Annotated in this window: 22 protein-coding genes; 4 read left to right on the forward strand and 18 right to left on the reverse strand. The window is 73.0% G+C overall.

Features of this window, described 5'->3' with window-relative positions; genetic code table 11:
- Positions 1–2 precede the first annotated feature (2 nt).
- On the reverse strand, positions 3–1,841 hold the full coding sequence (locus tag ACSTA4_RS20035; protein ID WP_444960598.1) for a solute symporter family protein: 1,839 nt from the start codon (positions 1,839–1,841) through the stop codon (positions 3–5).
- Entirely contained in the window at positions 1,838–2,284 is a 447-nt protein-coding gene (locus tag ACSTA4_RS20040) for a DUF485 domain-containing protein (RefSeq protein ID WP_444960599.1), read from the reverse strand. The genes ACSTA4_RS20035 and ACSTA4_RS20040 overlap by 4 nt, the downstream gene beginning before the upstream one ends.
- A gap of 531 nt (positions 2,285–2,815) precedes the next feature.
- Here ACSTA4_RS20040 and ACSTA4_RS20045 point away from each other — a divergent pair.
- Positions 2,816–3,091 carry an Lsr2 family protein gene (locus tag ACSTA4_RS20045; RefSeq protein ID WP_013154013.1) on the forward strand — a complete coding sequence of 92 codons (276 nt, stop codon included), beginning with the start codon at positions 2,816–2,818 and terminating at the stop codon, positions 3,089–3,091.
- Positions 3,092–3,451: 360 nt separating this feature from the next.
- Here the strand turns inward: ACSTA4_RS20045 and hutI are convergent, their stop codons facing one another.
- From hutI to hutH, 5 genes are all read right to left on the reverse strand, one after another.
- On the reverse strand, positions 3,452–4,657 hold the full coding sequence (gene hutI / locus ACSTA4_RS20050; protein ID WP_444960600.1) for an imidazolonepropionase: 1,206 nt from the start codon (positions 4,655–4,657) through the stop codon (positions 3,452–3,454).
- A complete protein-coding gene (locus ACSTA4_RS20055; protein WP_444960601.1) occupies positions 4,654–6,105 on the reverse strand; it encodes a formimidoylglutamate deiminase in 1,452 nt (483 codons plus the stop codon). Before ACSTA4_RS20055 ends, hutI begins: the two co-directional genes overlap by 4 nt.
- A complete protein-coding gene (locus tag ACSTA4_RS20060) occupies positions 6,102–7,370 on the reverse strand; it encodes an allantoate amidohydrolase (protein ID WP_444960602.1) in 1,269 nt (422 codons plus the stop codon). The genes ACSTA4_RS20055 and ACSTA4_RS20060 overlap by 4 nt, the downstream gene beginning before the upstream one ends.
- A gap of 74 nt (positions 7,371–7,444) precedes the next feature.
- Positions 7,445–9,103: a urocanate hydratase gene (gene hutU / locus ACSTA4_RS20065; RefSeq protein WP_444960603.1), complete on the reverse strand. Its 1,659-nt coding sequence runs from the start codon at positions 9,101–9,103 to the stop codon at positions 7,445–7,447.
- Positions 9,104–9,273: 170 nt separating this feature from the next.
- Positions 9,274–10,821, reverse strand: coding sequence for a histidine ammonia-lyase (hutH, locus tag ACSTA4_RS20070; protein ID WP_444960604.1), 1,548 nt, complete (start codon positions 10,819–10,821; stop codon positions 9,274–9,276).
- Between the two features lie 105 nt (positions 10,822–10,926).
- Between hutH and ACSTA4_RS20075 the strand changes: the two genes are divergently transcribed.
- On the forward strand, positions 10,927–11,688 hold the full coding sequence (locus ACSTA4_RS20075; protein ID WP_444960605.1) for an IclR family transcriptional regulator: 762 nt from the start codon (positions 10,927–10,929) through the stop codon (positions 11,686–11,688).
- Here ACSTA4_RS20075 and ACSTA4_RS20080 read toward each other — a convergent pair.
- Positions 11,680–12,360: a hypothetical protein gene (locus ACSTA4_RS20080; RefSeq protein ID WP_444960606.1), complete on the reverse strand. Its 681-nt coding sequence runs from the start codon at positions 12,358–12,360 to the stop codon at positions 11,680–11,682. The genes ACSTA4_RS20075 and ACSTA4_RS20080 overlap by 9 nt on opposite strands.
- Positions 12,361–12,474: 114 nt before the next feature.
- On the opposite strand from ACSTA4_RS20080, the gene ACSTA4_RS20085 reads away from it, so the two are divergent.
- Positions 12,475–12,732: a hypothetical protein gene (locus tag ACSTA4_RS20085; protein ID WP_212643607.1), complete on the forward strand. Its 258-nt coding sequence runs from the start codon at positions 12,475–12,477 to the stop codon at positions 12,730–12,732.
- A gap of 283 nt (positions 12,733–13,015) precedes the next feature.
- Here the strand turns inward: ACSTA4_RS20085 and ACSTA4_RS20090 are convergent, their stop codons facing one another.
- The 9 genes from ACSTA4_RS20090 to uvrC all read right to left on the reverse strand — a co-directional run bounded on the left by ACSTA4_RS20090 (position 13,016) and on the right by uvrC (position 22,657).
- Positions 13,016–13,387: an RNA polymerase-binding protein RbpA gene (locus tag ACSTA4_RS20090; protein WP_013154023.1), complete on the reverse strand. Its 372-nt coding sequence runs from the start codon at positions 13,385–13,387 to the stop codon at positions 13,016–13,018.
- A 79-nt stretch (positions 13,388–13,466) separates the two neighbouring features.
- Positions 13,467–13,703 carry a preprotein translocase subunit SecG gene (secG, locus tag ACSTA4_RS20095; RefSeq protein ID WP_013154024.1) on the reverse strand — a complete coding sequence of 79 codons (237 nt, stop codon included), beginning with the start codon at positions 13,701–13,703 and terminating at the stop codon, positions 13,467–13,469.
- Between the two features lie 273 nt (positions 13,704–13,976).
- The gene (gene tpiA, locus ACSTA4_RS20100) at positions 13,977–14,753 is read right to left on the reverse strand and encodes a triose-phosphate isomerase (RefSeq protein WP_416029745.1); all 777 of its coding nucleotides are present in this window, start codon (positions 14,751–14,753) and stop codon (positions 13,977–13,979) included.
- A gap of 37 nt (positions 14,754–14,790) precedes the next feature.
- A complete protein-coding gene (locus ACSTA4_RS20105) occupies positions 14,791–15,975 on the reverse strand; it encodes a phosphoglycerate kinase (RefSeq protein WP_444960607.1) in 1,185 nt (394 codons plus the stop codon).
- 140 nt (positions 15,976–16,115) lie between these two features.
- Positions 16,116–17,120 carry a type I glyceraldehyde-3-phosphate dehydrogenase gene (gene gap, locus ACSTA4_RS20110; protein WP_013154027.1) on the reverse strand — a complete coding sequence of 335 codons (1,005 nt, stop codon included), beginning with the start codon at positions 17,118–17,120 and terminating at the stop codon, positions 16,116–16,118.
- A gap of 327 nt (positions 17,121–17,447) precedes the next feature.
- Entirely contained in the window at positions 17,448–18,428 is a 981-nt protein-coding gene (gene whiA, locus ACSTA4_RS20115) for a DNA-binding protein WhiA (RefSeq protein WP_013154028.1), read from the reverse strand.
- 246 nt (positions 18,429–18,674) lie between these two features.
- Positions 18,675–19,649: a gluconeogenesis factor YvcK family protein gene (locus tag ACSTA4_RS20120; RefSeq protein ID WP_212643604.1), complete on the reverse strand. Its 975-nt coding sequence runs from the start codon at positions 19,647–19,649 to the stop codon at positions 18,675–18,677.
- Between the two features lie 99 nt (positions 19,650–19,748).
- Complete coding sequence (rapZ, locus tag ACSTA4_RS20125) at positions 19,749–20,633, reverse strand: RNase adapter RapZ (protein ID WP_444960608.1); 885 nt, start codon at positions 20,631–20,633, stop codon at positions 19,749–19,751.
- A complete protein-coding gene (gene uvrC, locus ACSTA4_RS20130) occupies positions 20,630–22,657 on the reverse strand; it encodes an excinuclease ABC subunit UvrC (RefSeq protein WP_444960609.1) in 2,028 nt (675 codons plus the stop codon). The genes rapZ and uvrC overlap by 4 nt, the downstream gene beginning before the upstream one ends.
- 238 nt (positions 22,658–22,895) lie before the next feature.
- On the opposite strand from uvrC, the gene ACSTA4_RS20135 reads away from it, so the two are divergent.
- Positions 22,896–24,035: a mechanosensitive ion channel family protein gene (locus tag ACSTA4_RS20135; protein WP_444960610.1), complete on the forward strand. Its 1,140-nt coding sequence runs from the start codon at positions 22,896–22,898 to the stop codon at positions 24,033–24,035.
- A 111-nt stretch (positions 24,036–24,146) separates the two neighbouring features.
- On the opposite strand, the gene ACSTA4_RS20140 is transcribed toward ACSTA4_RS20135, so the two are convergent.
- Complete coding sequence (locus tag ACSTA4_RS20140) at positions 24,147–24,545, reverse strand: Rieske (2Fe-2S) protein (RefSeq protein WP_444960611.1); 399 nt, start codon at positions 24,543–24,545, stop codon at positions 24,147–24,149.
- Positions 24,546–24,596 lie beyond the last annotated feature (51 nt).

Raw genomic sequence — 24,596 nt, forward strand, 5'->3', positions numbered from 1 at the left:
GGTCAGTCCCGCTCGGCGCCCCACCCGGTCAGGGAGCGCACCCGCAGCTCGGTGAAGCGCGCGGTGTCGCGCTCCGGCGAGAGCAGGCTGCCCACGACCGCGCACGCGAAGCCGAACGGCACCGCCAGCAGCGCCGGGTTCTCCATCGGGAAGAGCTGGATGTCGATCCAGGCGGGCAGCACCGACAGGTTCTCCCCCGTGACGGGGTCGGTCCTGCCCGACATCACCGGCGACAGCAGCATGAGCAGCAGGGTGGCGGACAGCCCGCCGTAGACGCCCCACTCCACGCCCCTGGTGTTGAAGCGGCGCCAGAACATGGTGAGCACGATGACCGGCAGGTTGGCCGCGGCCGCGATGGCGAAGGCCAGCCCCACCAGGAAGGCCACGTTCATGTCCTGGGCCCGCACGGCCAGCACGATGGCCACGGCGCCGATCAGGCAGGCGGAGAGACGCGCCACACCCACCTCCTGCGACTCCCGGGGCCTGCCCCACATGAGGATGTGGCCGAACAGGTCGTGCGCGATCGAGGAGGACGAGGCCAGGGTGAGACTGGCGATGACGGCGAGGATGGTGGCCAGCGCGGCCGCCGAGATCAGCGCGAGCAGCACGGCCGCGCCCGCCGGACCGGCGGTCAGCCGCCCCACCTCCTCGGCGAGCATCGGCACCGCGGTGTTGCCCGAGGGGTCCACGGCCGCGATGCGCTCGGAGCCGACCAGCGCCGCGGCGCCGAAGCCCAGGGCCAGCGTCATGAGGTAGAAGGCCCCGACCATGACGATCGTGCGGTTGACCGACGAGCGCGCCGCCCGGCCGTCGGGCACGGTGTAGAAGCGGATGAGGATGTGCGGCAGCGCGACCGTGCCCAGCACCAGGGCCAGCCCGAGGCTGACGAGGTCGAGTTTGTTGAACAGGGTCCGGGCGGGGTCGCCGGGGATCTCCACCCCGAAGCGCAGCCCCGGTTCCAGGAAGGCCTGCCCGTGCCCGCTGGCCTCGGCGGCCCCGTCGAGCAGGGCGCGCGGGTCGAAGGCGAACAGGGCCAGCACCAGGGCGGTGAGCAGTCCGGTGGCGACCAGCAGCGCGACCGCCTTGATGATCTGGAGCCAGGTGGCCGCCTTCATGCCGCCGTACATGACGTAGACGATCATGAGCACGCCCACGAGCACGATCACGCCCGTGCGGGCCTGCTCGGCGCCCATCCCCAGGAAGGTCCCGCCGTCGTGCAGGCCCAGCAGGACCGCGACCAGGGCTCCGGCGCCGACCATCTGCGCGACCAGGTAGAACACGCACACGGTGACGGTGGAGACGGTGCAGGCCAGGCGCACCCGCATCCGGCGCATGCGGAAGGCGGGCAGGTCGGCCATGGTGAAGCGGCCGGTGTTGCGCACCAGCTGGGCCATCGGCAGCACCAGCAGCCAGGCCACCAGGAAGCCGATGGAGTACAGGAAGCCGTCGTAGCCCTGGAGGGAGATCATCCCGGCGATGCCCAGGAAGGAGGCCGCGGACAGGTAGTCGCCGGTCAGGGCGAGCCCGTTCTGGGTGCTGGAGAAGCCGCGCCCGCCCGCGTAGAAGTCGACCGCGCCCCGGGTGGTGCGCCCGGCGCGGACGGTGACGGCCAGGGTGACCAGGACGAACAGGGCGCACAGGCCCACCGTCCAGGCGTGCGCGACGCCGAACTCGCCCCCCAGGGCGCCGCCCAGGGCGTCCAGGGGGCCGGCGGCCACGGACGGCCCGGCAGGCGCGGACAGTGTTTCGGCGGCGGGCGGTCCGGCAGGCGCGGACGGTCCGGCGGCGGCGGGCGTTTCGGTGACCGCTGCCACTCCGGCGGCCACTGCGGCGGCGCTCATCGGCCCGCCGCCGTCCCGTCGGCGGCCTCCCCGTCTCGGGCCTCCTCGCGGATCTCCCGCGCGAGGGGGTCCAGGGAGCGGTCGGAGAAACGGCCGAACGCCCAGGCGAGGGCGAACACCCACAGGAACTGTCCGATTCCCATGGCCAGTGCCACGTTCACCGAATCCGTGAGCGGCCTGCTCATGAAATCGCGCGCGAAGGCGGAGAGCAGAAGATAGGACAGGTAACCGAGCAGGAATGCCGATACCAGCAGCCCCGACTGGAGCGCGAACCGCCTTCGGAGTTTCACGAAACGCGGATCGACCGACACGCGCTCGCAGGCACGCGTGCGTTCGGCCCTCGCGCGCCGCCGCTCCGCCGCGGACGCGGTTCCCCCCGGTCGCGGCGCCTGCCCCCGGACGCCGACACGCCCTCTGTGGACACCCTCCATGTACTCGACCACGGCCCTCCCCCTGCTCCCTCTCTCCGGACGCCGCTCCCCCACGGTGCCCGCCGTTCCCCGTGTACGCGGCGCGGGCGCCGCCACGGGTCCGCCCGGAGGGAACGGCCGAACACGGCGCTTTCCCCCGGATGGGGCAATACCCTAGCGATGCGCTCGGCGCCGTGTTCGCCAAACGCACAAATCGGTTTTCGGCAATGGCGTGAAAGCGTTTCGAGAAACGGACAAAAAGCTGGAAGGCAAACACGCGGTGCCATAACGGCCGCCCCGCCGCGGCCTCCGCTCCGACGCGCGCACGGCGGGGGGCACGTCCGGGGACGCCGCGCCCGCACGCGCCGCGCCCGCGCGGACCCCCTGGTCACCCCGGGCACGCCCGCCGGACACGGGCGCACGCGCCCCCGAATCTTCGCTAGGCTTCGGGGCGACCCCGAACCCGTGACGGCACATCCGGCGTGCAGCCGGTTTGCGCTTTCGTACAGGTGTATGATTAATGGGTCCGCTCTGTTCACGCGATACCGAAGGGAAATCCCCGCCGTGGTCACCGAGGTCTTCACGCTCAAGTACTGCGATCCCCACGCCGTCAGCGAGGAGAAGGTCGAGGCGACTGAGGTCATCCAGTTCGCCTGGGAGGGTGTCGTCCGCGAGGTCGACGCGTGCGCCGACTGCTTCAAGGAGCACGAGGCCCGTCTGGAGCCCCTCGTCGACTACTCGCGTCCGGTGAAGAAGCGCCGCGTCACCAAGAAGGCCGCGTCCTCCTCCTCCGCGCCCGCCGAGGGCTCCGACGACTCCGCGGACGACGAGTCGAACTAGCCAGCGTCCCCGGGCGCGGGTCCGCGCCCTCGGGAACGGCCTCATCGCGTCAACCGCGAGCGGGGGCCGACGACACCCCCCAGTGATCGTCGGCCCCCGCGTTCTGTGTGCGGCCCCGGGCGGGAGCCGCGTGCCCGGCCCCGGCCCGTGGGCCGCTCCGGCACGCCCCGGGTTCACCGCGGACTTCCTCGAAGGGAGCGTGGGCCGGTGCCCCACCACCGCGGAACGACGCTGTACCGCGGCGGCGGACACGCACCGACGTGCATCCAGGTTCGGTGCCGCGGGTTTCGGGGAGGTTAGCCGTTCGTTGAGTTCGCAAAGACGTTGGATGACCCGCTCGTCACACCGTGCCCTTCACGCTCAGGGGCGGCCCGAGACCAGCTCCCCGTCCTTCCAGACCGCCGCGACCTGGGGGACCCCCGGCCGGTAGGCGAGGTAGAGGTGGTTGGGCGCGTCCAGCAGGACCAGGTCGGCGCGCGCGCCGGGGGCCAGGTGGCCGACGTCGGTGCGGCGTAGCGCCCGCGCCCCTCCCGCGGTGGCCGCCCACACCGCCTCGTCGGGGGTCATGCCCATGTCGCGGACGGCGACCGCGACGCAGAAGGCCAGGCTGGAGGTGAAGCACGAACCCGGGTTGCAGTCGCTGGCCAGGGCGACCAGGGCCCCGGCGTCGATGAGCGCGCGGGCGTCCGGGTAGGGCTGGCGGGTGGAGAAGTCCACCCCGGGCAGCAGGGTGGCGACCGTGGGCTCGGGGCGCGCGGCCGCCTGGACCAGGGCGTCCACGTCCCCGGGCTCCAGGTGGGTGCAGTGGTCGACCGAGGCGGCGCCCAGTTCGACCGCCAGGCGCACGCCCGGCCCCGGTCCGAGCTGGTTGCCGTGCACGCGGGGCAGCAGCCCGCGCTCCATCCCGGCGGTCAGGACCCGGCGTGAGGCGTCCTCGTCGAAGGCGCCGCGCTCGCAGAAGACGTCGATCCACCGGGCGTGCGGCGCGCAGGCCTCCAGCATCGGCCCCGTGACCAGGTCGACGTAGCCCTGGGGATCGTCGGCGTACTCGGGGGCGACCACGTGCGCGCCCAGGAAGGTGACCTCGTCGGTGACGCGGGCGGCCACGGCCAGGCAGCGCTCCTCGTCGGAGACGGTGAGCCCGTACCCGGACTTGACCTCCAGGGTGGTGGTGCCCTGGCCACGGGCCTCGCGGAGGAGGCGCCGGGCGCCCGCGAGCAGGTCGGCGTCGGAGGCCTGGCGGGTGGCGGCCACGGTGGTGCGGATGCCGCCCGCCGAGTAGGGACGGCCGCTCATCCGGGCGGCGAACTCGCGGCTGCGGTCGCCCGCGAAGACGATGTGGGAGTGGCTGTCGACGAACCCGGGGATGACGCAGCGCCCGGCGGCGTCGATCCGCGCGTCGGCGGCGGGCGCCTGGGCGCGCGGGCCCGACCAGGCCACCCGGCCGTCCTCGACGACCAGGGCGGCGTCGGGGACCTCCCCCACGGCGCCTCTTCCGCGGGAGGGGTCGTTGGTGACCAGGGTGGCGATGTCGTCGATGACGATGCTGCGGGGCACGTCGCTCACGTGAGGACCTCCTTGATGACGGCGTCGAGTTCGCGCGCGGTGTCGGGGACCAGGGTGTGGACGCCGTCGCGGACGGTCCAGCGTCCATCGGCCATCACGTGCCGCACGTCGGCGGCGGTGGCGGCGAAGACGACGGCGTCGGCGGCCCGGGCGGGGTCGGCCCCGGCCAGACGGGTTCCGTCCAGGGGGACGTTGACCAGGTCGGCCCGCGCCCCCGGGGCCAGGACACCGGCGTCGGGCGTCTCTCGTGAAGGCTCCCGTGATCCTGCTCCGGCGGGCGGCGGCCCCCCGTACGCACCGGGGACGGCGGCCACCGGTTCTCGGGTCCAGCCCAGGCTGGCGTGTCCGTGCGCGGTGGCGGCGCGCAGCAGCGCCCCTGCGCCCAGGGTTCCCCGGCGGTGGGTGCGCAGGCGCTCGTGGAGTTCGACCGCCCGGGCCTCCTCGAACACGTCCGTCATCACGTGCTGGTCGGTGCCCAGGCTGAGCGGGGCGGGCAGCAGGTCTCCGGTGCGCGGCAGGCCGTCGGCCAGGTCGCGTTCGGTCGTGGGGCACAGGCACACCGTGGACCCGGCCGCGCGGACGGCCGCCACGTCGGCGTCGTCCAGGTGGGTGGCGTGCACCAGGCTCGTGCGCGCGGTGAGCGCGCCCGCGTCGGCGAGCACGGCCGTGGGGGTGCGGCCGTAGGCGGCCAGGCAGGCGGCGTTCTCGGCGGGCTGCTCGGAGACGTGGACGTGCAGCACGGCGTCGCGCCCCGCGGCGAACGCGGCCACCTCGGACAGCTGCGCGGCGGGGACCGCGCGCACCGAGTGGGCGGCCGCTCCCGTGCGCGCGTGGCCGCCCCCGGGGCGGAACGCGGCGGCGCGCTCGGCCCAGGAGGCCGCGTCCCCGTCGCCGAAGCGCAGCTGGGGACCGGCCAGCGGCTGGTGGACGCCGCTTCCGTCCAGCCCGCCGGATAGGTAGCACACGTCCAACAGGGTGATCCGGATCCCCGCGTCGGCCGCGGCGGCGGCCAGGGCGTGGCCCATGGCGTTGGGGTCGGCGTAGCGGACCCCGCCGGGTGCGTGGTGCAGGTAGTGGAACTCGCCCACACAGGTGATCCCGGCCAGGGCCATCTCGGCGTAGACCGCCCGGGCGAGGCGGTGGTAGGTGTCGGGGTCCAGTCGCTCCGCCACGCGGTACATCGTCTCGCGCCAGGTCCAGAAGGATCCGCCACCGGCGTGGGTGCGCCCCCGCAGCGCCCGGTGGAAGGCGTGCGAGTGGGCGTTGGCGAGCCCGGGCAGGGTGAGGCCGGGAAGGGTCTCGGCGTCCCCGGGGCGCGGCGTCGCGGCCGTCACCGAGGTGATCCGGCCGTCGGCCACCTCCACGAGCACGCCGTGCTCGGGGGCGCCGTCCTCGGCGCCGGTCCACGCCCACTCGCACCACAGGCGGTGGTCGCGCGGCGGCCTCATCGGTCCCCCTCCCGGGCGGGGCGGGCGAGCAGGTCCTGGAGCACGTCGGCCAGGGCGAGCACCCCGGCGTGGCAGTCCTCGGGGCGGGCCCACTCCTCGGGTGAGTGCGACACCCCGGTCGGGTTGCGCACGTACAGCATCGCGGTGGGCACGTGCGCGGCGAGCACCCCGGCGTCGTGCCCGGCCCCGGTCGGCAGCACCGGCACCCGGGGGTCGGGGGCCCGGTCGGCGACCACCGCGGCCAGGCGGTCGCGCAGGCCGTGCGCGAACGACACCAGCGGGGTCAGCGACTCGTTGGCGGTCGCGCAGTCCACCCCGTGCTCGCGCGAGGCCCGCTCGGCGGCCCCGCGCACCCCGGCCACGACCGCGCCGAGCGCGGCCTCGTCGGCGGCGCGGGCGTCCAGCCAGGCGCTGACCCGGGACGGGATCGCGTTCGTGCCGTTGGGGTCGACCAGGGCCCTGGCCACGGTAGCGCGGGCGCCGTGCTCCTCGGCCAGCGCACGGGCCGCCAGGATCGTGCGCGCGAACGGAAGCATGGGGTCGCTGCGGTCGTCCAGGCGGGTGGTGCCCGCGTGGTCGGCGCGGCCGGTGAAGTCCATCCGCCAGCGCCCGTGCGGCCAGATCGCGCTGGCCACGCCCACCGGGTGGGCGGTCTCCTCCAGGGCGCGGCCCTGCTCCACGTGCAGTTCCACGAACACGTCCAGGTCCGCCAGGGCCCCGGGGTCCGCGCCGATCGCGTCGGGGTCGTGCCCGGCGGCCTCCATGGCCCGGGCCCAGGTGGTCCCGGAGGCGTCGGTGAGGCCGCGCGCCCGCTCGGGGGAGATCTCCCCGGCCGTCAGGCGGCTGCCCAGGCAGGGGACGCCGAACCGGCCGCCCTCCTCCTCGGCGAACACCGTGACGGCCAGCGGGCGGGCCGGGGTCAGTCCGCGCCGCCGCAGCTCGTCCACGGCGGCCAGGGCGCTGGCCACGCCGAGGGGTCCGTCGAAGGCTCCGCCGTCGGGAACCGAGTCCAGGTGGGAGCCGGTGGCCACCGCGCCCGGGCCGGGCTCGCCCCACCAGGCCCACAGGTTGCCGTTGCGGTCGGTGCGCACGTCCAGGTTCCGGGCGGCGGCGGCCTCGGTGAACCAGGCGCGGGCGTCGGCGTCGGCGCCGTTCCAGGCGTGGCGGCGGTAGCCGCCGCTGCCCGGGTCGCGGCCCACGGGCACCAGGTCGGCCCACAGGCGGTCGAAGGCCCCGGGGTCGGGGGCGGTGCAATGGTCGCTCACAGGGTGTTTCCCCACGTCGGAACGGATGGTCGTACGCGCGGCCGGGGCGCCCTCGGCGGGCGCCCCGGCGCGGTTCAGTCCCCTTCGCGCATCGGGACGCGGATGCCGTGCTCACGGGCGACGCGCCCGGCCTCGTCGTACCCGGCGTCCACGTGGCGGATGACGCCCGTGGCGGGGTCGTTGGTGAGCACCCGCTCCAGCTTGGCGGCGGCCAGGTCGGTGCCGTCGGCGACGCTGACCTGCCCGGCGTGCAGCGAGCGGCCCATGCCCACTCCCCCGCCGTGGTGGATGGACACCCACGAGGCGCCGGAGGAGGTGTTGACCAGGGCGTTGAGCAGCGGCCAGTCGGCGATGGCGTCGGAGCCGTCCAGCATCCCCTCGGTCTCGCGGTAGGGGGAGGCCACCGAGCCGGTGTCCAGGTGGTCGCGGCCGATGGCCAGCGGCGCGCGGACCTCGCCGGAGGCCACCAGTTCGTTGAAGCGCGCCCCGGCGGCGGCCCGCTCGCCCTGGCCGAGCCAGCAGATGCGTGCGGGCAGCCCCTGGAAGGCGACCCGCTCCCCCGCCATGCGGATCCACCGGGCCAGGTGCTCGTTGTCGGGGAACAGGTCCAGGACGGCCCGGTCGGTGCGGGCGATGTCGGCGGGGTCGCCCGACAGCGCCGCCCACCGGAACGGCCCCTTCCCCTCGCAGAACAGGGGCCGGATGTAGGCGGGGACGAACCCGGGGAAGTCGAAGGCGCGGGCGAAGCCGCCGCTGCGGGCCTCGTCGCGGATGGAGTTGCCGTAGTCGAAGACCTCGGCGCCCGCGTCCTGGAAGCCCACCATGGCCTCCACGTGCGCGGCCATGGACTCACGGGCCCGGTCGGTGAACTCCTCTGGCCCGGAGGCGGCCAGGTCCCTCCAGTCCTCGAAGGCCACCCCGGCGGGCAGGTAGGCGAGGGGGTCGTGGGCGGAGGTCTGGTCGGTGACCACGTCGATCGGGGCGCCGCGCGAGAGCAGTTCGGGAAGGACCTCGGCGGCGTTGCCGAGCACCCCGACCGACAGCGGGCGGCGCTCGTCGCGCGCCCGCACGGCCAGTTCCAGGGCGTGGTCGAGGCTGTCGGCGCGCACGTCCAGGTAGCGGTGATCGATGCGGCGTTCGATGCGTCCGGGGTCGCACTCGACCACGATCGCGACGCCGTCGTTCATGGTCACGGCCAGCGGCTGGGCGCCGCCCATGCCGCCGAGTCCGGCGGTGAGGGTGATGGTTCCGGCCAGGGTTCCGCCGAACCGCTTGGCGGCCACGGCGGCGAAGGTCTCGTAGGTGCCCTGGAGGATGCCCTGGGTGCCGATGTAGATCCACGAACCGGCGGTCATCTGCCCGTACATGGTCAGTCCCTGCGCCTCCAGGCGGCGGAACTCGGGCCAGTTCGCCCAGTCCCCCACCAGGTTGCTGTTGGCGATGAGCACGCGGGGCGCCCACTCGTGGGTGCGCATGACGCCGACCGGGCGGCCGGACTGCACGAGCAGGGTCTCGTCGCCCTCCAGGTCGCGCAGGGCGGCGGTGATGCGGTCGAAGCTGCGCCAGTCGCGCGCCGCCCTGCCCGTGCCGCCGTAGACCACCAGCTCCTCGGGGCGTTCGGCGACCTCGGGGTCGAGGTTGTTGTGGAACATGCGCAGGGCGGCCTCCTGCTGCCACCCCTTCGCGGACAGGGTGGTGCCGCGCGCGGCGCGGACGGTACGTGGACTGCTCACGCGGTTCTCCTCGAAGTCGTGGGGTCTGTTCGGGCGTCGGCGGGGTTCTGGAGGATTCGTAGGTGAGACTGCGAGGAACGAGCCGTCACACCGGAGGATCCGAAGGTTCCCGCCCTTTGGGACGCCCGAACACGGGCCGAAGCGAAGCGGAGGCCCAAAGCGGACACCGTTCAGGCCAGGGGGACGACGGACTCGGCGGCCCCGACCACGGAGCCGTCGGTGATCAGGTCGGCGACGGCGGCGATCTCGGGGGCCAGGTGGCGGTCGGGGCCGGGGCCGGGGACCCTCTCCCGTACGGTGCGCAGCACGGCGCCGGTGGCGGGGCCGGGCTCCAGCGGCGAGCGCAGGTCCAGGGCGCGGGCGGCGGTGAGCAGCTCCACCGCGAGCACACTGGTCAGCCCGTCCACGGCGCGGCGCAGCTTGCGGGCGGCCGACCAGCCCATGGACACGTGGTCCTCCTGCATGGCCGAGCTGGGGATGGAGTCGACGCTGGCGGGCACGGCCAGGCGCTTGAGCTCGGAGACGACGGCCGCCTGCGTGTACTGGGCGATCATGTGCCCGGAGTCCACGCCGGGGTCGTCGGCCAGGAAGGCGGGCAGGCCGTGGGAGCGGGACACGTCGAGCATGCGGTCGGTGCGCCGCTCGGCGATGGAGGCGGTGTCGGCGACGGCGATGGCCAGGAAGTCGAGCACGTAGGCCACGGGCGCGCCGTGGAAGTTGCCGTTGGACTCCACCCGCCCGTCGTCCAGGACCACGGGGTTGTCGATGACGCTGTCGAGTTCGCGCCCGGCCACCAGCAGCGCGTGGGCCAGGGTGTCGCGGGCGGCGCCGGCCACCTGCGGCGCGCAGCGCAGCGAATAGGCGTCCTGGACCCGGTTGCAGTCGGGTCCGCGGTGGGAGGCGACGATGGGCGAGGAGTCGAGCAGGGAGCGCAGGTTGGCCGCGGAGGCGGCCTGGCCGGGGTGGGGGCGCAGGCGCTGGAGCTCCTCGGCGAAGACGCGGTCGGTGCCCAGCAGCGCCTCGACGCTCATGGCGGCGGTGATGTCGGCGACCTTGAGCAGGCGCTCCAGGTCCATACAGGCCAGCACGAGCATGCCGAGCATGCCGTCGGTGCCGTTGATCAGCGCCAGGCCCTCCTTGGCGCCCAGTTCGACCGGTCGGATCCCGGCCTCGTGCAGGGCGGTGTAGGCGGGCACGTCCCGCCCGGCGGCGTCGCGGACCCGGCCCTCGCCCATCAGGGCCAGCGCCACGTGCGACAGGGGCGCCAGGTCCCCCGAGCAGCCCAGGCTGCCGTACTCGTGCACGACCGGGGTGATGCGGGCGTTGAGCAGCGCGGCGAGGGTCTCGGCGGTGGCGACCTCCACGCCGGTGTTGCCCGAGGCCAGGGTGCGCAGGCGCAGCAGCATGAGGGCGCGCACGACCTCGTCCTCCACCTCGGGCCCGGTCCCGGCGGCGTGCGAGCGGATGAGCGAGCGCTGGAGGCGGGCCCGCAGGTCGGGGGCGATGTGGCGGGTGGCGAGCGCGCCGAAGCCGGTGCTGACCCCGTAGGCGGGCACCTCACCGCGGGCGAGCGACTCGACCCGTTCGCGGCCGTGGTGGAGGGCCTTGCGGGCCTGCTCGGACAGGGTGACACGGGCGCCGTGGCGGGCCACGTCGAGGATCTGGGCCGGGGTGAGCGGCGCATCGCCGACGACGACGGAAGGAACTGCTGTGGACATGTCTCCCATTTGACCCCCCGCATGCCCCCTGGTGAAGGGCTGACACGAGGGTTCCGTCTGGGATCTCAGACAACAGGGGAGTCGCGCCGTGGGACAATCGCAGGTATGAGCCTCGTTCCGGCGGCCACCCGCGCGCTGCGGCTGCTGCGCTTCCTGGCGACCCGCCCCGGGCCGGTGTCGGCCTCGGCGATCGCCGCCGAGCTGGACATGCCCCGTTCCAGCGTGTACCAGCTGCTGGAGGCCATGGCGCGGGAGGGCTTCGTGACCCACCTGCCCGAGGAGCGCCGCTGGGGCCTGGGTGTGGCGGCCTTCGAGATCGGATCGGCCTACCTGCGCCACGACGGCGTCGAACGCCTGGCCCGTCCGCTGCTGCACCAGCTCACCGAGGCCACCGGCGCCACCGCGCACCTGGGCGTGCTGCACGGGGCCGACACCCTGTACCTGCTCAAGGAGCAGCCGCCGCACGCCCCGTCGCTGATCACCGGGGTGGGGGTGCGCCTGCCCGTGCACCTGACCGCGTCGGGGCGGGCCATGCTGGCCCGGTTGCCGCGCGCCCAGGTGCGCGCCCTGTACCCGGACGCGGCGGCCTTCACCACCCGCACCGGCCGGGGCCCGGCCTCGCCCGGCGAGCTGCGCCGGGTGCTGGCCGAGGAGCGGCGCCAGGGCTGGTCCATCGAGAAGGGGCAGGTCACCGAGGGCTTCGTGTCGGTGGCCGCGGCCGCCTGCGACCACAACGGCCGCCCCGCCGCGGCGATCAGCCTGACGGTGCCCAGCGCGCGGCCGGTCACCCCGCAGGCGCTGGCCGGGCGGGTCCGCGACGCGGCGGCCGACCTGACCCGGCGCCTGGACGGCCGCGCCTCACCGTAGCGGCGGGGTCCGCTCCACGACCGAGGGCAGCGGGGCCGTGCGCTCCACCATCCGCAGGATCTTCTCCTTGAGGTCGACGGGCACCTGCACGTAGAACTGCGTGGGCGCGTCGACCGCCTCCAGGTCCAGGCTCTCGGCGGTCTCGGCCCAGCTGGGCAGCTCTGCGTCGGTGCGGTGGGTGTCCAGCACGAACTCGATGAAGTAGGTGAGCCGGCGCCCGCCGGTGTGCACCTCGCGGATGCGCCGGATCTCCGTCCAGGCGATGAACGTGCCCTCGCCGGGGAACCACCACTTGCGCTCCTGCAGGACCGTGACGCCGTCGCTGTCGGCGCTGATGCCCTGCCGGGTGATGCGCTGGGGCAGACCCCGCAGCACGAACACGTTGCTCCCCGGGCCGACGAAGAGCATGGCCAGGCCCGCGAAGGCCCACAGCGTCACCGAGCCGACCGTGGTCTCCTGCCGCAGCACGTGCCAGAGCATCGACCCCAGCACCACCACGAACCCCGCGGTGAGGGCGGCGGAGAAGTAGGCCACGGCCATCCACATGCGCGTGTTGGGGCCGCGCAGGCTGACGTACCTGCGCAGGTGGGAGACGCTCTCGGGCGTCCGGGTCAGGTCTGAGGGAACACCTCGGGGGGCGGCGGGGGCGTCCGCGGGTTCGGGGGAGGCCATACCCACCATTGTCCCCACTCCGGCGGGTGCTCCGTGCGCCGGACACCGCGCGGCCGCAGGGATGATGAGCCAAAGCACGGGTGGACGCGGCCGGGGAGCGCTAGAGTCCGGTCCATGAGGCCGAACACGAGCGAGTACGACACCGAGCTGAGGCTGAACGGCGAGGTGATCGTCCTGGAGGGGGTGTCCTACCAGGGGCGCACCGTGCTTCCGGAGGGGCCGGACAGGTTCGCCTGCCTGGAGCGCTGGGCCAAGGGGGTGGCCGAGACCCTGGGGGAACCGGTCACCTGGCGCGCCGAGGAGAACGGGCGGCTGGCCGGACGCGGGACGGTCCAGCCCGGTCCCGGGGCTCAGAATCGCCGGGCGCTCTGAGCTCCGCACTTGGCGCACTGGAACTTGCGGTCGTCGCCGAGTATCCAGTCGTGGTCCCCGCCGGTGGGGCACGTAGACATCGACACCATCTCCTCACAGGGGCTGTCGGGGTGCGTGCCGATCACTCTATTTCCCAAGAACCACATCAGTCCCGTGAATGAGAAGTTCGCCCTCGTATTCACGTATGGCGGGACATCGTCCCCGGTCACCGGGCACGGACACACGCGTGGGGCCCGTCGCGGTCGCGACGGGCCCCACCGAAAGCCTGCGGGGGAAGGAGCGGCTAGTTCTGCCTGGCCCTCATGTGGGCCTCGACGGCGGCGCGGTCGGCGCGCAGCTTGGCCAGGGCCTCGTCGAGGATGAGCTTGCCCTCCTCCTCGCTGCGGCGCTCCTTCACGTACGCCAGGTGGGTCTTGTACGGCTCGGTGCGCGGCGGCGACGGGGGGTTCGCCTTGTCCTTGCCCGCGGGGAAGCCGCAGCGCGGGCAGTCCCACTCGTCGGGGACCAGTGCCTCGCTCGCGAAGCTGGGCACGACCTCGTGCAGGTTCGCGCAGTAGAACGGAACCCGGACGCGCGGGGCGGCCTCGCCCCGCTCGGCCTCGCCCATGGGACCGGCTCCGACACGGCTGCCACGAATGGCACTGCCACTACCCACGAAAAACTCCTTCGGCGAACTCGCTCACCGGTTCTCGGGCGAGCTTGACGGTGGACGGGGTGTGCCCGCGGGTCGCGGGCTACATGCCCCGGTTGATCAGCAGGCCGAGGATGACGATGGCGATGATCCACACGACCCCGATCGCGATGGTCATCCGGTCGAGGTTGCGCTCGACCACCGACGATCCGCCGAGCGAGGACGTGACGCCACCGCCGAACATGTCGGAGAGACCGCCGCCCTTGCCCTTGTGCATGAGCACCAGGAGGACCAGCAGCACGCTGAGAAGCATCACGAGGATGGACAGACCGAGGATCACACGCTCACCCGTAGCTCGACCCCGAAGCGGGGGGTTATGGACCGACCCCGTTTCCCGTGCGCACCAGCGGTGACACCGGACCGGCGCGGACACCCGGGAAGCAGGGGACCGGGGACAATTTCGGATTTTACCGTGCCCTTGGCAGCACGGGCGGGGAAACCGCGAGGCACGGAGAACCCCACAGCGAAGTCTAGCCCGACCCGGCGACCTGTCAGGCACCCCGCCCGTCACCATCGGGCATCGAAGCGTGACGGGCGGGGGTTCGCGCCGCGGCTAGTTCTCGCCGAAGCGGATGATCTTCACGAACTCGTCGGCCTTGAGGCAGGCGCCGCCGACCAGGGCCCCGTCCACGTCGTCCTTGGCCATGATGCCGGGGGCGTTGTCGCCCTTGACCGAACCGCCGTAGAGGACGCGCACCGCGCCCGCGACCTCAGGCGAGTACAGCTCGGCCAGGCGCGCGCGGACGGCCGAGCACACCTCCTGGGCGTCCTCGGGGGTGGCGACCTCGCCGGTGCCGATGGCCCACACGGGCTCGTAGGCCACGACGATCCTCTCGGCCTGCTCGGCCGGGACCTCCTTGAGGGCGCCGTCCAGCTGGGCCAGGACGTGCTCGACCTGCTGGCCCGCCTTGCGGACCTCCAGGCCCTCGCCCACGCACAGGATCGGGACGATGCCGTTGGCGAACGCCGCCTTGACCTTGGTGTTGACCAGGGCGTCGTCCTCGCGGTGGTACTCGCGGCGCTCGGAGTGGCCCACCAGCACGTAGGAGCAGTCCAGCTTGGCCAGCATGGACCCGGAGATCTCGCCGGTGTAGGCGCCCTTCTCGTGCGCGGAGATGTCCTGGGCGCCGTAGACGATCTTGAGCTTGTCGCCGTCGACCAGGGTCTGGACGCTGCGCAGATCGGTGAACGGCGGCAGGACGACGACCTCGGCGTTGTCGTAGTCCTTGTCGTTGAGCGCGAACGCCAGCTTCTGGACGAGCGCGATCGCCTCCAGGTGGTTGTTGTTCATCTTCCAGTTGCCCGCGATGAGCGGCAGGCGCTGGGACATGTCGGCACTTCCTCGTCTGTGAAAGGGGACTTCGGGCTTACTTCAGGGCGTCGATACCGGGCAGGTCCTTGCCCTCCAGGTACTCCAGGCTGGCGCCGCCGCCGGTGGAGATGTGGCCGAAGGCCGCCTCGTCGAAGCCCAGCGCGCGCACGGCCGCGGCGGAGTCGCCGCCGCCGACCACGGTGAAGGCGTCGGAGTCGACCAGGGCCTGGGCCAGCGCGCGGGTGCCCCCGGCGTAGGGCTCCATCTCGAACACGCCCATCGGGCCGTTCCAGAACACGGTCCGGGCGTCGGCCAGCTTCCGCGCGAAGAGCTCCTGGCTGCGGGGGCCGATGTCCAGGCCCATCCGGTCGGCCGGGATCGACTCGACGCCGACCGCGTCGTGCGCGGCGTCGGCGGAGAACTTCTCGGCGGCCACCACGTCCACCGGCAGGACGATCTCCACGCCCTCGCGCTCGGCGCGCTCCAGGTAGCCCTTGACGGTGTCGATCTGGTCGGCCTCCAGCAGGCTGGAGCCGACCTCGTGGCCCTGGGCCTTGAGGAAGGTGAAGACCATGCCGCCGCCGATGAGCAGGCGGTCGGCGGTGCCCAGCAGGTTGTCGATGACGCCGAGCTTGTCGGAGACCTTGGAGCCGCCCAGGACCACGGCGTAGGGCCGCTGGGGGTCGCCGGTGAGCCTGCGCAGCACCTCGACCTCGTTGAGCACCAGGCCGCCGACGGCGTGCGGCAGCCTGCCGGGCAGGTCGTAGACGCTGGCGTGCTTGCGGTGCACGGCGCCGAAGGCGTCGCCCACGTACAGGTCGGCGAGCTGGGCGAAGCGGTCGGCGAGCTCCCCGCGCTCGGCGTCGTCCTTGCTGGTCTCCCCCGGCTCGAAGCGCACGTTCTCCAGCAGGGCGACCTGGCCGTCCGTCAGGGCCTCGGAGGTGGCGCGGGCCGACTCCCCGGCGGTGTCGGAGGCGAAGGCCACCTCGGTGCCGAGCAGTTCGCCCAGGCGTGCGGCGACCGGACGCAGCGAGTAGCGGGGGTCCGGGGCGCCCTTGGGACGGCCCAGGTGGGCGGCGACGATGACGCGGGCGCCGCGCTCGCGCAGCGCGGAGATGGTGGGCACGGCCGCGCGGATGCGCCCGTCGTCGGTGATCCGGTCGCCGTCCAGGGGCACGTTCAGGTCGGCCCGGACGAACACGCGCCTGCCGGAGACGTCGAGGTCGTCGATCGTCCGCATGCTGGGTCTCCTCTTGGAATGTGGGATGTGGCGGTCCCGGGCGGTGGGGCCGGGAGGGGCGCGCACGACGGCACCCCTCCGCGCGCACTGCGGGCGAAGGGGTGCCGTCTCACGCGCCGGTGGCCATGGGGCCGTGGACGCTACAGGCCGGAGCCGACCAGCTTGGCCAGGTCGACCAGGCGGTTGGAGTAGCCCCACTCGTTGTCGTACCAGCCGACGATCTTGACCTGGTTGCCGAAGGCCATGGTCAGCTTGGAGTCGAAGGTGCACGAGGGCGAGGTGCCGACGATGTCGGAGGAGACGATCTCGTCCTCGGTGTAGACGAGCACGTCCTTGAGCGGGCCCTCGGCGGCGGCCTTGAACGCGGCGTTGACCTCGTCCTTGGTGACCTCGCGCTCCAGGGTGACGACCAGGTCGGTCACGGAGCCGTCGGGCACGGGGACGCGCATGGCCATGCCGTCCAGCTTGCCCTGGAGCTCGGGGATGACCAGCGCGGTGGCCTTGGCGGCACCGGTGGTGGTCGGGATGATGTTCTGCGCGGCCGCGCGGGCGCGACGCAGGTCCTTGTGCGGGAAGTCCAGGATGACCTGGTCGTTGGTGTAGGCGTGGACCGTGGTCATCAGGCCCTGCTTGACGCCGAAGTTGTCCAGGAGGACCTTGGCCATCGGCGCGACGCAGTTGGTGGTGCAGGAGGCGTTGGAGATGACGTGGTGGTTGGCCGCGTCGTACTTGTCGTCGTTGACGCCCATGACGACGGTGATGTCCTCGCCCTTGGCCGGGGCGGAGATGATGACCTTCTTGGCGCCGGCCTCGATGTGCTTCTTGGCGTCCTCGGCCTTGGTGAAGATGCCGGTGGACTCGACGACCACGTCCACGTTCAGGTCCGACCAGGGCAGCTGGGCCGGGTCGCGCTGGGCCAGGACCTTGATGGTCTTGTCGCCCACGCGGATGAAGTCGTCGCCGACCTCGACGTCGCCCTCCAGGGTGCCGAGCACGGTGTCGTACTTGAGCAGGTGCGCGAGCGTCTTGGTGTCGGTGAGGTCGTTGACCGCGACGATTTCGATGTCGCTGCCACCAGCGGCGACCGCGCGCCAGAAATTGCGGCCGATCCTGCCGAAGCCGTTGACGCCTACACGGATGGTCACGGAACCAATCTCCTCATATATCGCACATCATTTCCACCCGGGCATTGGCCCCCGCCCCGAACGCCGTATTCCGGGGTCAACCGGTCGACCGCCATGAGCAGGTTCAACGCACACAGGGTGTTCACCACGAGCCTAGCGGAGCACCGGCGAAGAGCCGCTGCTGGGCCACGGCCGAGCCTGCGGGCCCGGTGGATTCGCGACCATCCTGGCACTGCGAGCCGGAGAGGTCTATACCATTTTCCGAAGTTATCCGGGAGTTTTCGCAGTTAACAAAGCCGAACATCGGTGTTACGGCGCCAGCGCCCGGGGGCCGCGGCGGGCTCCGGGTCAGGGCACCAGCATGTCCGGGGTCAGGTTGGCCTCGGTGCCCTCGATGCCCAGGTCGCTCGCGCGCTTGTCGGCCATCGCCAGCAGCCTGCGGATACGCCCGGCGATGGCGTCCTTGGTCAGCGGCGGGACGGACAGCTGCCCCAGCTCCTCCAGGGAGGCCTGCTTGTGCGCCAGGCGCAGCTGGCCCGCGGCCACCAGGTGCTTGGGCGCGTCCTCGCCCAGGATCTCCAGGGCCCGCTCCACGCGCGCGCCCGCGGCCACCGCCGCCCGCGCGCTGCGCCGCAGGTTCGCGTCGTCGAAGTTGGCCAGCCGGTTGGCGGTGGCGCGCACCTCCCGGCGCATCCGCCGCTCCTCCCACGCCAGCACGCTCTGGTGGGCGCCCAGCAGGGTCAGCAGCGCGCCGATGGAGTCGCCGTCGCGGACCACCACCCGGTCCACGCCGCGCACCTCGCGCGCCTTGGCGTGCACCTTGAGCCGGCGGGCGGCGCCCACCAGAGCCAGCGCGGCCTCCGGCCCGGGGCAGGTCACCTCCAGCGACATCGACCGGCCCGGCTCTGTCAGGGAGCCGTGCGCGATGAACGCTCCCCGCCAGGCCGACTCGGCGTCGCAGGCTCCGCCGGCCACCACGTGCCGGGGCAGGCCGCGCACCGGGCGGCCGTTGTTGTCCACCAGCCCCGTCTGCCGGGCCAGCGACTCGCCGTCCTTGATCACCCGGACCACGTACCGGTTGCCCTTGCGCAGGCCGCTCGGGGACAGCACGACCACCTCGGACTCGTGGCCGAAGACCTCGGAGATGTCCTTGCGCAGGCGGCGCGCGGCCGCGCCCGTGTCGAGCTCGGCCTCGATCACGATGCGCCCGCCCACCAGGTGCAGGCCCCCGGTGAACCGCAGGATGGTGGACACCTCGGCCTTGCGGCAGCATGGCTTGAGAATGGTCAGCCGGCTCAACTCATCCTTCACCACGCCGGTCATCGCCATCGCTGAGGTCCTCCCCGTCACACAACCCGACCCGGCGCCACGCGCTCGGCACCGGGGATGCGCCGTCGCGGCCCTGCCACGAGCGGCTTACTCCGTGGCAGACTACGTGACCGGGCGCTGGCTGCCGACCCCCGCACGGCGTGTTGCCCATCCGCCGACCAGCGGCGCCGCGCACCCTGGGGCCTTCGTTCCGGTGTGCGGCCAATTGCCCCCGACCTGCGGGGACCGCGGACCGCCACCGGCCCCTCAACCCTCCAGGACCCTCTCGAAAGCCGCCGCGAGCCGGTCGGGGTCGTGTCGCGGTGTGCCGTCGTCGCGGGACAGCTCCGCCAGCTCCAGGCGCCCGCCCAGCTCGCCCACCACCCGCACCAGGGGCTCGGGCTCCTCCACGGTCCCCCGGTCGGCGAGCACCACGTCCACCCCCAGCTTGGGCGCGTGCTCGCGCAGCACCTCCAGGTAGGTCTCGGGGCGGAAGCCGTCAGTCTCGCCCCGCTGCGGGGACAGGTTCAGCGCCACCATGCGCTTGGCGCGGGTGGTGACCAGGGCGTGCGCCAGGTCCGGGACCAGCAGGTGGGGCAGCACGCTGGTGAACCACGACCCGGGGCCGAACACCACCCAGTCGGCCTCGCGCACCGCCTTGACCGCCTGCGGGCTGGCGGGCGGGTCCTCGGGGATCAGTGAGATGGAGCGCACCTTGCCGCTGGTGCTGGCGCACGCCACCTGGCCGCGCACCGTGGTCAGCTCATCGGGCCGCGCCGGGTCGATCCCCGACACCTCGGCGGCGATGTCCAGCGGCACCGACGACATCGGCAGCACCCTGCCGTGCGCGCCCAGCAGCTGGCCCACCCAGTCCAGGCCCGCCACGGAGTCGCCGAGCAGCTCCCACAGGGCCACGATCAGCAGGTTGCCGACCGCGTGGCCGTGCAGTTCGCCCTCGGAGCGGAAGCGGTGCTGGATGACCTCGCTCCAGGTATGACCCCACTCGTCGTCGCCGCACAGCGCGGCCAGCGCCATGCGCAGGTCGCCGGGGGGCAGGACGCCCAGCTCCCGGCGCAGGCGGCCGCTGGAGCCGCCGTCGTCGGCGACGGTGACGACCGCCGTCACGTCGGTGGTCACCCTGCGCAGGGCCGACAGGGAGGCGTGCAGGCCGTGCCCGCCCCCCAGCGCGACCACCCGGGGCGGACGCCGCCCGTCACCGTCGGGTGCTGTGCTCTTCGCCATGGCTGTGGTCTGCCCCTCGTCCCATGTCCACCGGACGAATCGGACCGTACCACCGAGAACGGTGCACCGCGGGCAGGGCGCGTGTCGGGCGCCCGCGGGTCACTCCCGTCCGACGTCCCGGTGGACCACGTGCACGTCCACACCCTGGCCGCGCAGCCGGTCGGCGAACTGCTCGGCCATGGCCACGCTGCGGTGCTTGCCCCCGGTGCAGCCCACCGCCAGCGTCATGTAGTGCTTGCCCTCGCGCTGGTAACCGGCGATGGTCAGCTTGAGGACGTCGGAGTAGGCCTCCAGCATCTCCTTGGCCCCGTCCTGGGCCAGGACGTAGTCGCGCACCGCCTCGTCACGGCCGTTCATCGGCCGCAGGTCGGGCACCCAGTGGGGGTTGGGCAGGAAACGGCAGTCCAGCACCAGGTCCGCGTCCACCGGCAGGCCGTGCTTGAACCCGAAGGAGACCACGTTGGCGCGGGGGCGCGCCTCGTCGCTCTCCCCGAAGAAGCCGATCACCCGGGCCTTGAGCTGGTGCACGTTGAGCTGGGAGGTGTCGATGACCAGGTCGGCCTCGCCGCGCACCGCCCGCAGCGTCTCGCGCTCGCGGTCGATGCCGTCGGTCAGGCGCCCGTCGCCCTGGAGGGGGTGGGGCCTGCGCACGCCCTCGAACCGGCGGACCAGGGCGTCGTCGCCGGCCTCCAGGTAGAGCACGCGCGCGGTGATGTCGCGCTTGCGCAGCTCCTCCACCGTGGACAGCAGGTCCTCGGTGAAGGCCAGCGAGCGCACGTCCACGACCACGGCGACCCGCGGCACCGCCCCGTGCGTGCGTCCGGCCAGCTCGATCATCGTCGGCAGCAGGCCGGGCGGCAGGTTGTCCACCACGAACCAGTCCAGGTCCTCCAGGGCCCTGGCCGCCGTGCTGCGGCCCGCACCGGACATGCCGGTGACGATGACCACCTCGGGTGGCAGTTCCCCACCCAGTTCGACCGTCATGCGTCTCCTTCCCCGTCAGTGATGTGCTGTGCTGGTGCCCCGTCGCCCCGCCCCTCCGTCGCGGCGGGGCCGCCGGAAAGGTGCGCGTGCACGGCCTCGGCCAGCTTGGGGCCGATCCCGGGCACCGCCGCGATCTCCTCGGCCGTGGCCGAGGCGAGCCTGCGCACCGAGCCGAACGCCTTGATCAGGGCCGTCCTGCGGGACGGCCCCAGACCGGGCAGCTCGTCCAGGCTGCTGCCGGTCAGCGCCTTGGCGCGCTTGTGCCTGTGGTACTGGATGGCGAAGCGGTGGGCCTCGTCGCGCACCCGTTGGAGCAGGTAGAGCCCCTCGCCCGCGCGGGGCAGGATCACCGGGTCCTCGTCGCCGGGCAACCACACCTCCTCCAGGCGCTTGGCCAGGCCGCACACCGCGACGTCCTCGATCCCGAGTTCGTCCAGGGCGCGGCGCGCCGCCTCGGCCTGGGGCCGGGCGCCGTCCACCACCACCAGGTTAGGCGGATAGGCGAACTTCCCGGGTGACGGCTCGTCGTCGCTTTGGTGACCACCGTGGTCGCCGGTCTCCCCCATGCGGGCGACCTCGCCGCTGCGGGCGCTCTCCTCCAGGTAGCGGCGGAAGCGGCGGTGGACGACCTCGTACATGGCCGCGACGTCGTGCTGCTCCCGGCCGCCCTCGCCGCTGCCGCGGACGGAGAAGCGGCGGTACTCGGACTTGCGGGCCAGGCCGTCCTCGAAGACGACCATGGACGCCACCACGTGCTCGCCCTGGAGGTTGGAGATGTCGAAGCACTCGATGCGCAGCGGCGCCTCGGACAGCTCCAGGGCCTCCTGGATCTCCTGGAGGGCGCGGCCGCGGGTGCTCAGGTCCCCGGCGCGGTGGGTCTTGTGCCGGGCCAGCGACTCGGCCGCGTTCTTGGCGACGGTCTCCATGAGGGACTTCTTGTCGCCCCGCTGCGGCACCCGCAGGTCCACCGAGGAGCCGCGGTGCTCCGACAGCCAGGCGGCCATGGCGTCGGGGTCGGCGGGCTCGTGGGAGACCAGGACCTCGCGGGGGACGGCGGTACCGGTGCCCCCGCTCTCGTCCTCGCCCCGGGTGGGGCCGTAGATCTGGCCGAGGAAGGTCGCGATCAGCTCGCCGGGGCCGTCGTCGGCCATCTTGTCCACCACGTAGCCGCGCTGGCCGCGGATGCGCCCGCCGCGCACGTGGAAGATCTGCACGGCCGCCTCCAACTGGTCGTCGGCCACGGCGATGACGTCGCAGTCGGTGGAGTCGGGCAGGACGACGGCCTGCTTCTCCAGGGCGGCGCGCAGGGCCTCGATGTCGTCGCGGATGCGGGCGGCCCGCTCGTACTCCATCTCCCCGGCGGCCTCGCGCATCCGCCCCTCCAACTCGCGCAGGAACCGGCCGGTGTCGCCCGCCAGGAAGGAGCAGAAGTCCTCGGCCAGGGCCCGGTGGTCCTCGGGGGAGGCCTTGCCCACGCAGGGGGCCACGCACTTGCCGATGTAGCCGAGCAGGCAGGGGCGGCCGCTGTTGCGGGCGCCGCGGAACACCCCCGGGGAGCAGGTGCGCACGGGGAAGACCCGCAGCAGCAGGTCCACGGTCTCGCGGATGGCCCAGGCGTGGGAGTAGGGGCCGAAGTAGCGCACCCCCCTGCGCTTGGCGCCGCGCATGACCTGCACCCGGGGGAACTCCTCGTTGAGGGTGACCGCCAGGTAGGGGTAGCTCTTGTCGTCGCGGTACTTGACGTTGAACCGGGGGTCGTACTGCTTGATCCAGGAGTACTCCAGCTGGAGGGCCTCCACCTCGGTGCCCACGATCGTCCAGTCGACGTCGGCGGCGGTGGAGACCATCTGCTGCGTGCGCGGGTGCAGTCCGGCGAAGTCGCGGAAGTAGGAGGAGAGCCGGGACCGCAGGTTCTTGGCCTTGCCCACGTAGATCACACGTCCGGAGGAGTCCCGGAACCGGTACACGCCCGGGTCGGTGGGGATCGATCCGGGCGCGGGGCGCAGGTGAGGAGTCGCAGCCATGGACCCATTGTGGTAGGTCGGGGGGACATACGGCCAACCGAGCCCCGCACCCTCCGCGCGTGGCGCGTCTCACCCCGCGGGCCCCTCCCCCGCACCGCACCCGTCCTGCGGGCGCCGCACGCGCCCGCGTCCCTCGGGCGCGGGTAAGCGAAACGTCACGATTGGGTATCCGCATGCTCTAGGTTGGGCGGGTACACAGGAACTTCCCGACATCGACGACAAGAGGGGGCCCTTCGTCGTGAGCCTGCCCCAATGGATCACGATCGGCGTCACCGTCACGGTCGCGGTGCTGCTGGTCTTCGCCCTGCGCTGGGTACTCAAGCACAAGCTGGGCAAGGCCTGGCGGGTGTCCCAGCACGTGGTCCACCGCACGACCTACACCAGTTACGGCGCGGCCGCGGTGGTCGGCGCGAACCTGTCACTGCCCAGCCGCGACAACGTGGACTGGGGCACGTACCAGACTCTCCAGCACGCGATGAGCATCCTCATGATCGCGACGCTGACGGGCCTGGGCGTCAGCCTGGCCTACGCCGTCACGGACATGGTGCTCGCCCGGCTGTCGGTCGCCAACGGCGACGCCGACCGCAAGGCGCGGCGCATCCAGACCCAGGTGCGGCTGCTGCGCCGGGTGATCACCTCGATCATCGTGGTACTGGCGGTCGCCGCCATCCTGTTCACCTTCGACGAGGTCCGCGCGCTCGGCGCCGGGCTGCTGGCCTCCGCGGGCATCATCGGCATCGTGGCCGGTGTTGCGGCCCAGTCCACACTGGCCAACCTGTTCGCCGGGCTCCAGCTGGCCTTCAGCGACGCCCTGCGCATCGGCGACGTGGTCGTGGTCGAGGGCGAGTGGGGCCGAGTCGAGGAGCTGAGCCTGGTCAACGTCACCATCAAGATCTGGGACGAGCGCCGCCTGGTGGTCCCGGTCGCCAACTTCACCACGACCAGCTTCGAGAACTGGACCAAGCAGGGCACGGCGATCACCGCCAAGGTGGTGTTCCCGCTGGACTGGGAGGTGCCGATCGAGGAGATGCGCGAGGAGACCGGGCGCCTGATCACCCGCAGCGACCACTGGGACGGGCGCAGCTGGTCCTGCCAGGTCGTGGACATCGCCCCGAGCGGTGAGGTGCTGGTGCGGGTGGTGGCCACCGCCGCCGACACCGGGCACCAGTGGGACATCGCCTGCGAGATCCGCGAGCACCTCATCGGCTGGCTGGTCGAGAACTACCCCGAGTCCCTGCCGCGCCACCGCGCCCAGTTCCTGGCCTCCGAGGACGCGGACGAGGCCGCCTACGCCGCCCAGTTCCCCACCTCGGCGTTCCGGCGCCACGAGCCCAACGGCGTCAGCGGCCCGCCCGGGGGCGACCCCGGCGAGGCCTGAGCCCGACCGGGTCACACACGCGACGGCGCCCGGAGCGGATCTCCGCTCCGGGCGCCGTGGTGTCCCGGCGGGCGGGCCCGCGGGACCCCGCTCCGGCCCGCCTGCGCCCCCTCAGGAGGAGGGGCCCTGGAGGATGATGTCGGTACCCTCGACGGTGACCTCGAACGGCTCCAGCGGCTCCTGGGCCGGGCCCGCCAGCGCCTCCCCGGTGGAGATGTCGAACTCGCTGCCGTGGCACAGGCACCGGATGACCTCGTCCACCTCCTGGACGGTGCAGCCCGCGTGCGTGCACGAGGCCCCGAAGGCCCGGTACCGGCCCGCCTCAGGCTGGGTCACGACCAGTTTGCTGTTGCTGAAGACCGCTCCAGCGCCCTCGGGGACGTCGGTGGTCTGGCCGACCACCTGGCCGTACCGGACCTCCTGCGGCTTGGGCTCCTGTCCGCCGCAGGCGCTCACGGCCGTGACGGCCGCGGCCGTCCCCGCCGTCCCGAGCAGTCGGCGCCTGCTCATCCCGCACCCGCACGTCCTCTTACCGGCCACGACGAAACGCTCCTCACCTGC

The sequence above is a fragment of the Nocardiopsis sp. M1B1 genome (genome assembly GCF_052466615.1).

What these genes read in the sequence shown, in the direction of transcription:
- hutH (WP_444960604.1), bottom strand. Translation starts at nt 10,821, where the DNA reads ATGTCCACAGCAGTTCCTTCCGTCGTCGTCGGCGATGCGCCGCTCACC.
- uvrC (WP_444960609.1), bottom strand. Translation starts at nt 22,657, where the DNA reads ATGGCTGCGACTCCTCACCTGCGCCCCGCGCCCGGATCGATCCCCACC.
- ACSTA4_RS20085 (WP_212643607.1), top strand. Translation starts at nt 12,475, where the DNA reads ATGAGGCCGAACACGAGCGAGTACGACACCGAGCTGAGGCTGAACGGC.
- ACSTA4_RS20105 (WP_444960607.1), bottom strand. Translation starts at nt 15,975, where the DNA reads ATGCGGACGATCGACGACCTCGACGTCTCCGGCAGGCGCGTGTTCGTC.
- tpiA (WP_416029745.1), bottom strand. Translation starts at nt 14,753, where the DNA reads ATGTCCCAGCGCCTGCCGCTCATCGCGGGCAACTGGAAGATGAACAAC.
- ACSTA4_RS20140 (WP_444960611.1), bottom strand. Translation starts at nt 24,545, where the DNA reads ATGAGCAGGCGCCGACTGCTCGGGACGGCGGGGACGGCCGCGGCCGTC.
- whiA (WP_013154028.1), bottom strand. Translation starts at nt 18,428, where the DNA reads ATGGCGATGACCGGCGTGGTGAAGGATGAGTTGAGCCGGCTGACCATT.
- ACSTA4_RS20075 (WP_444960605.1), top strand. Translation starts at nt 10,927, where the DNA reads ATGAGCCTCGTTCCGGCGGCCACCCGCGCGCTGCGGCTGCTGCGCTTC.
- ACSTA4_RS20035 (WP_444960598.1), bottom strand. Translation starts at nt 1,841, where the DNA reads ATGAGCGCCGCCGCAGTGGCCGCCGGAGTGGCAGCGGTCACCGAAACG.
- rapZ (WP_444960608.1), bottom strand. Translation starts at nt 20,633, where the DNA reads ATGACGGTCGAACTGGGTGGGGAACTGCCACCCGAGGTGGTCATCGTC.
- ACSTA4_RS20080 (WP_444960606.1), bottom strand. Translation starts at nt 12,360, where the DNA reads ATGGCCTCCCCCGAACCCGCGGACGCCCCCGCCGCCCCCCGAGGTGTT.
- ACSTA4_RS20120 (WP_212643604.1), bottom strand. Translation starts at nt 19,649, where the DNA reads ATGGCGAAGAGCACAGCACCCGACGGTGACGGGCGGCGTCCGCCCCGG.
- ACSTA4_RS20055 (WP_444960601.1), bottom strand. Translation starts at nt 6,105, where the DNA reads ATGAGGCCGCCGCGCGACCACCGCCTGTGGTGCGAGTGGGCGTGGACC.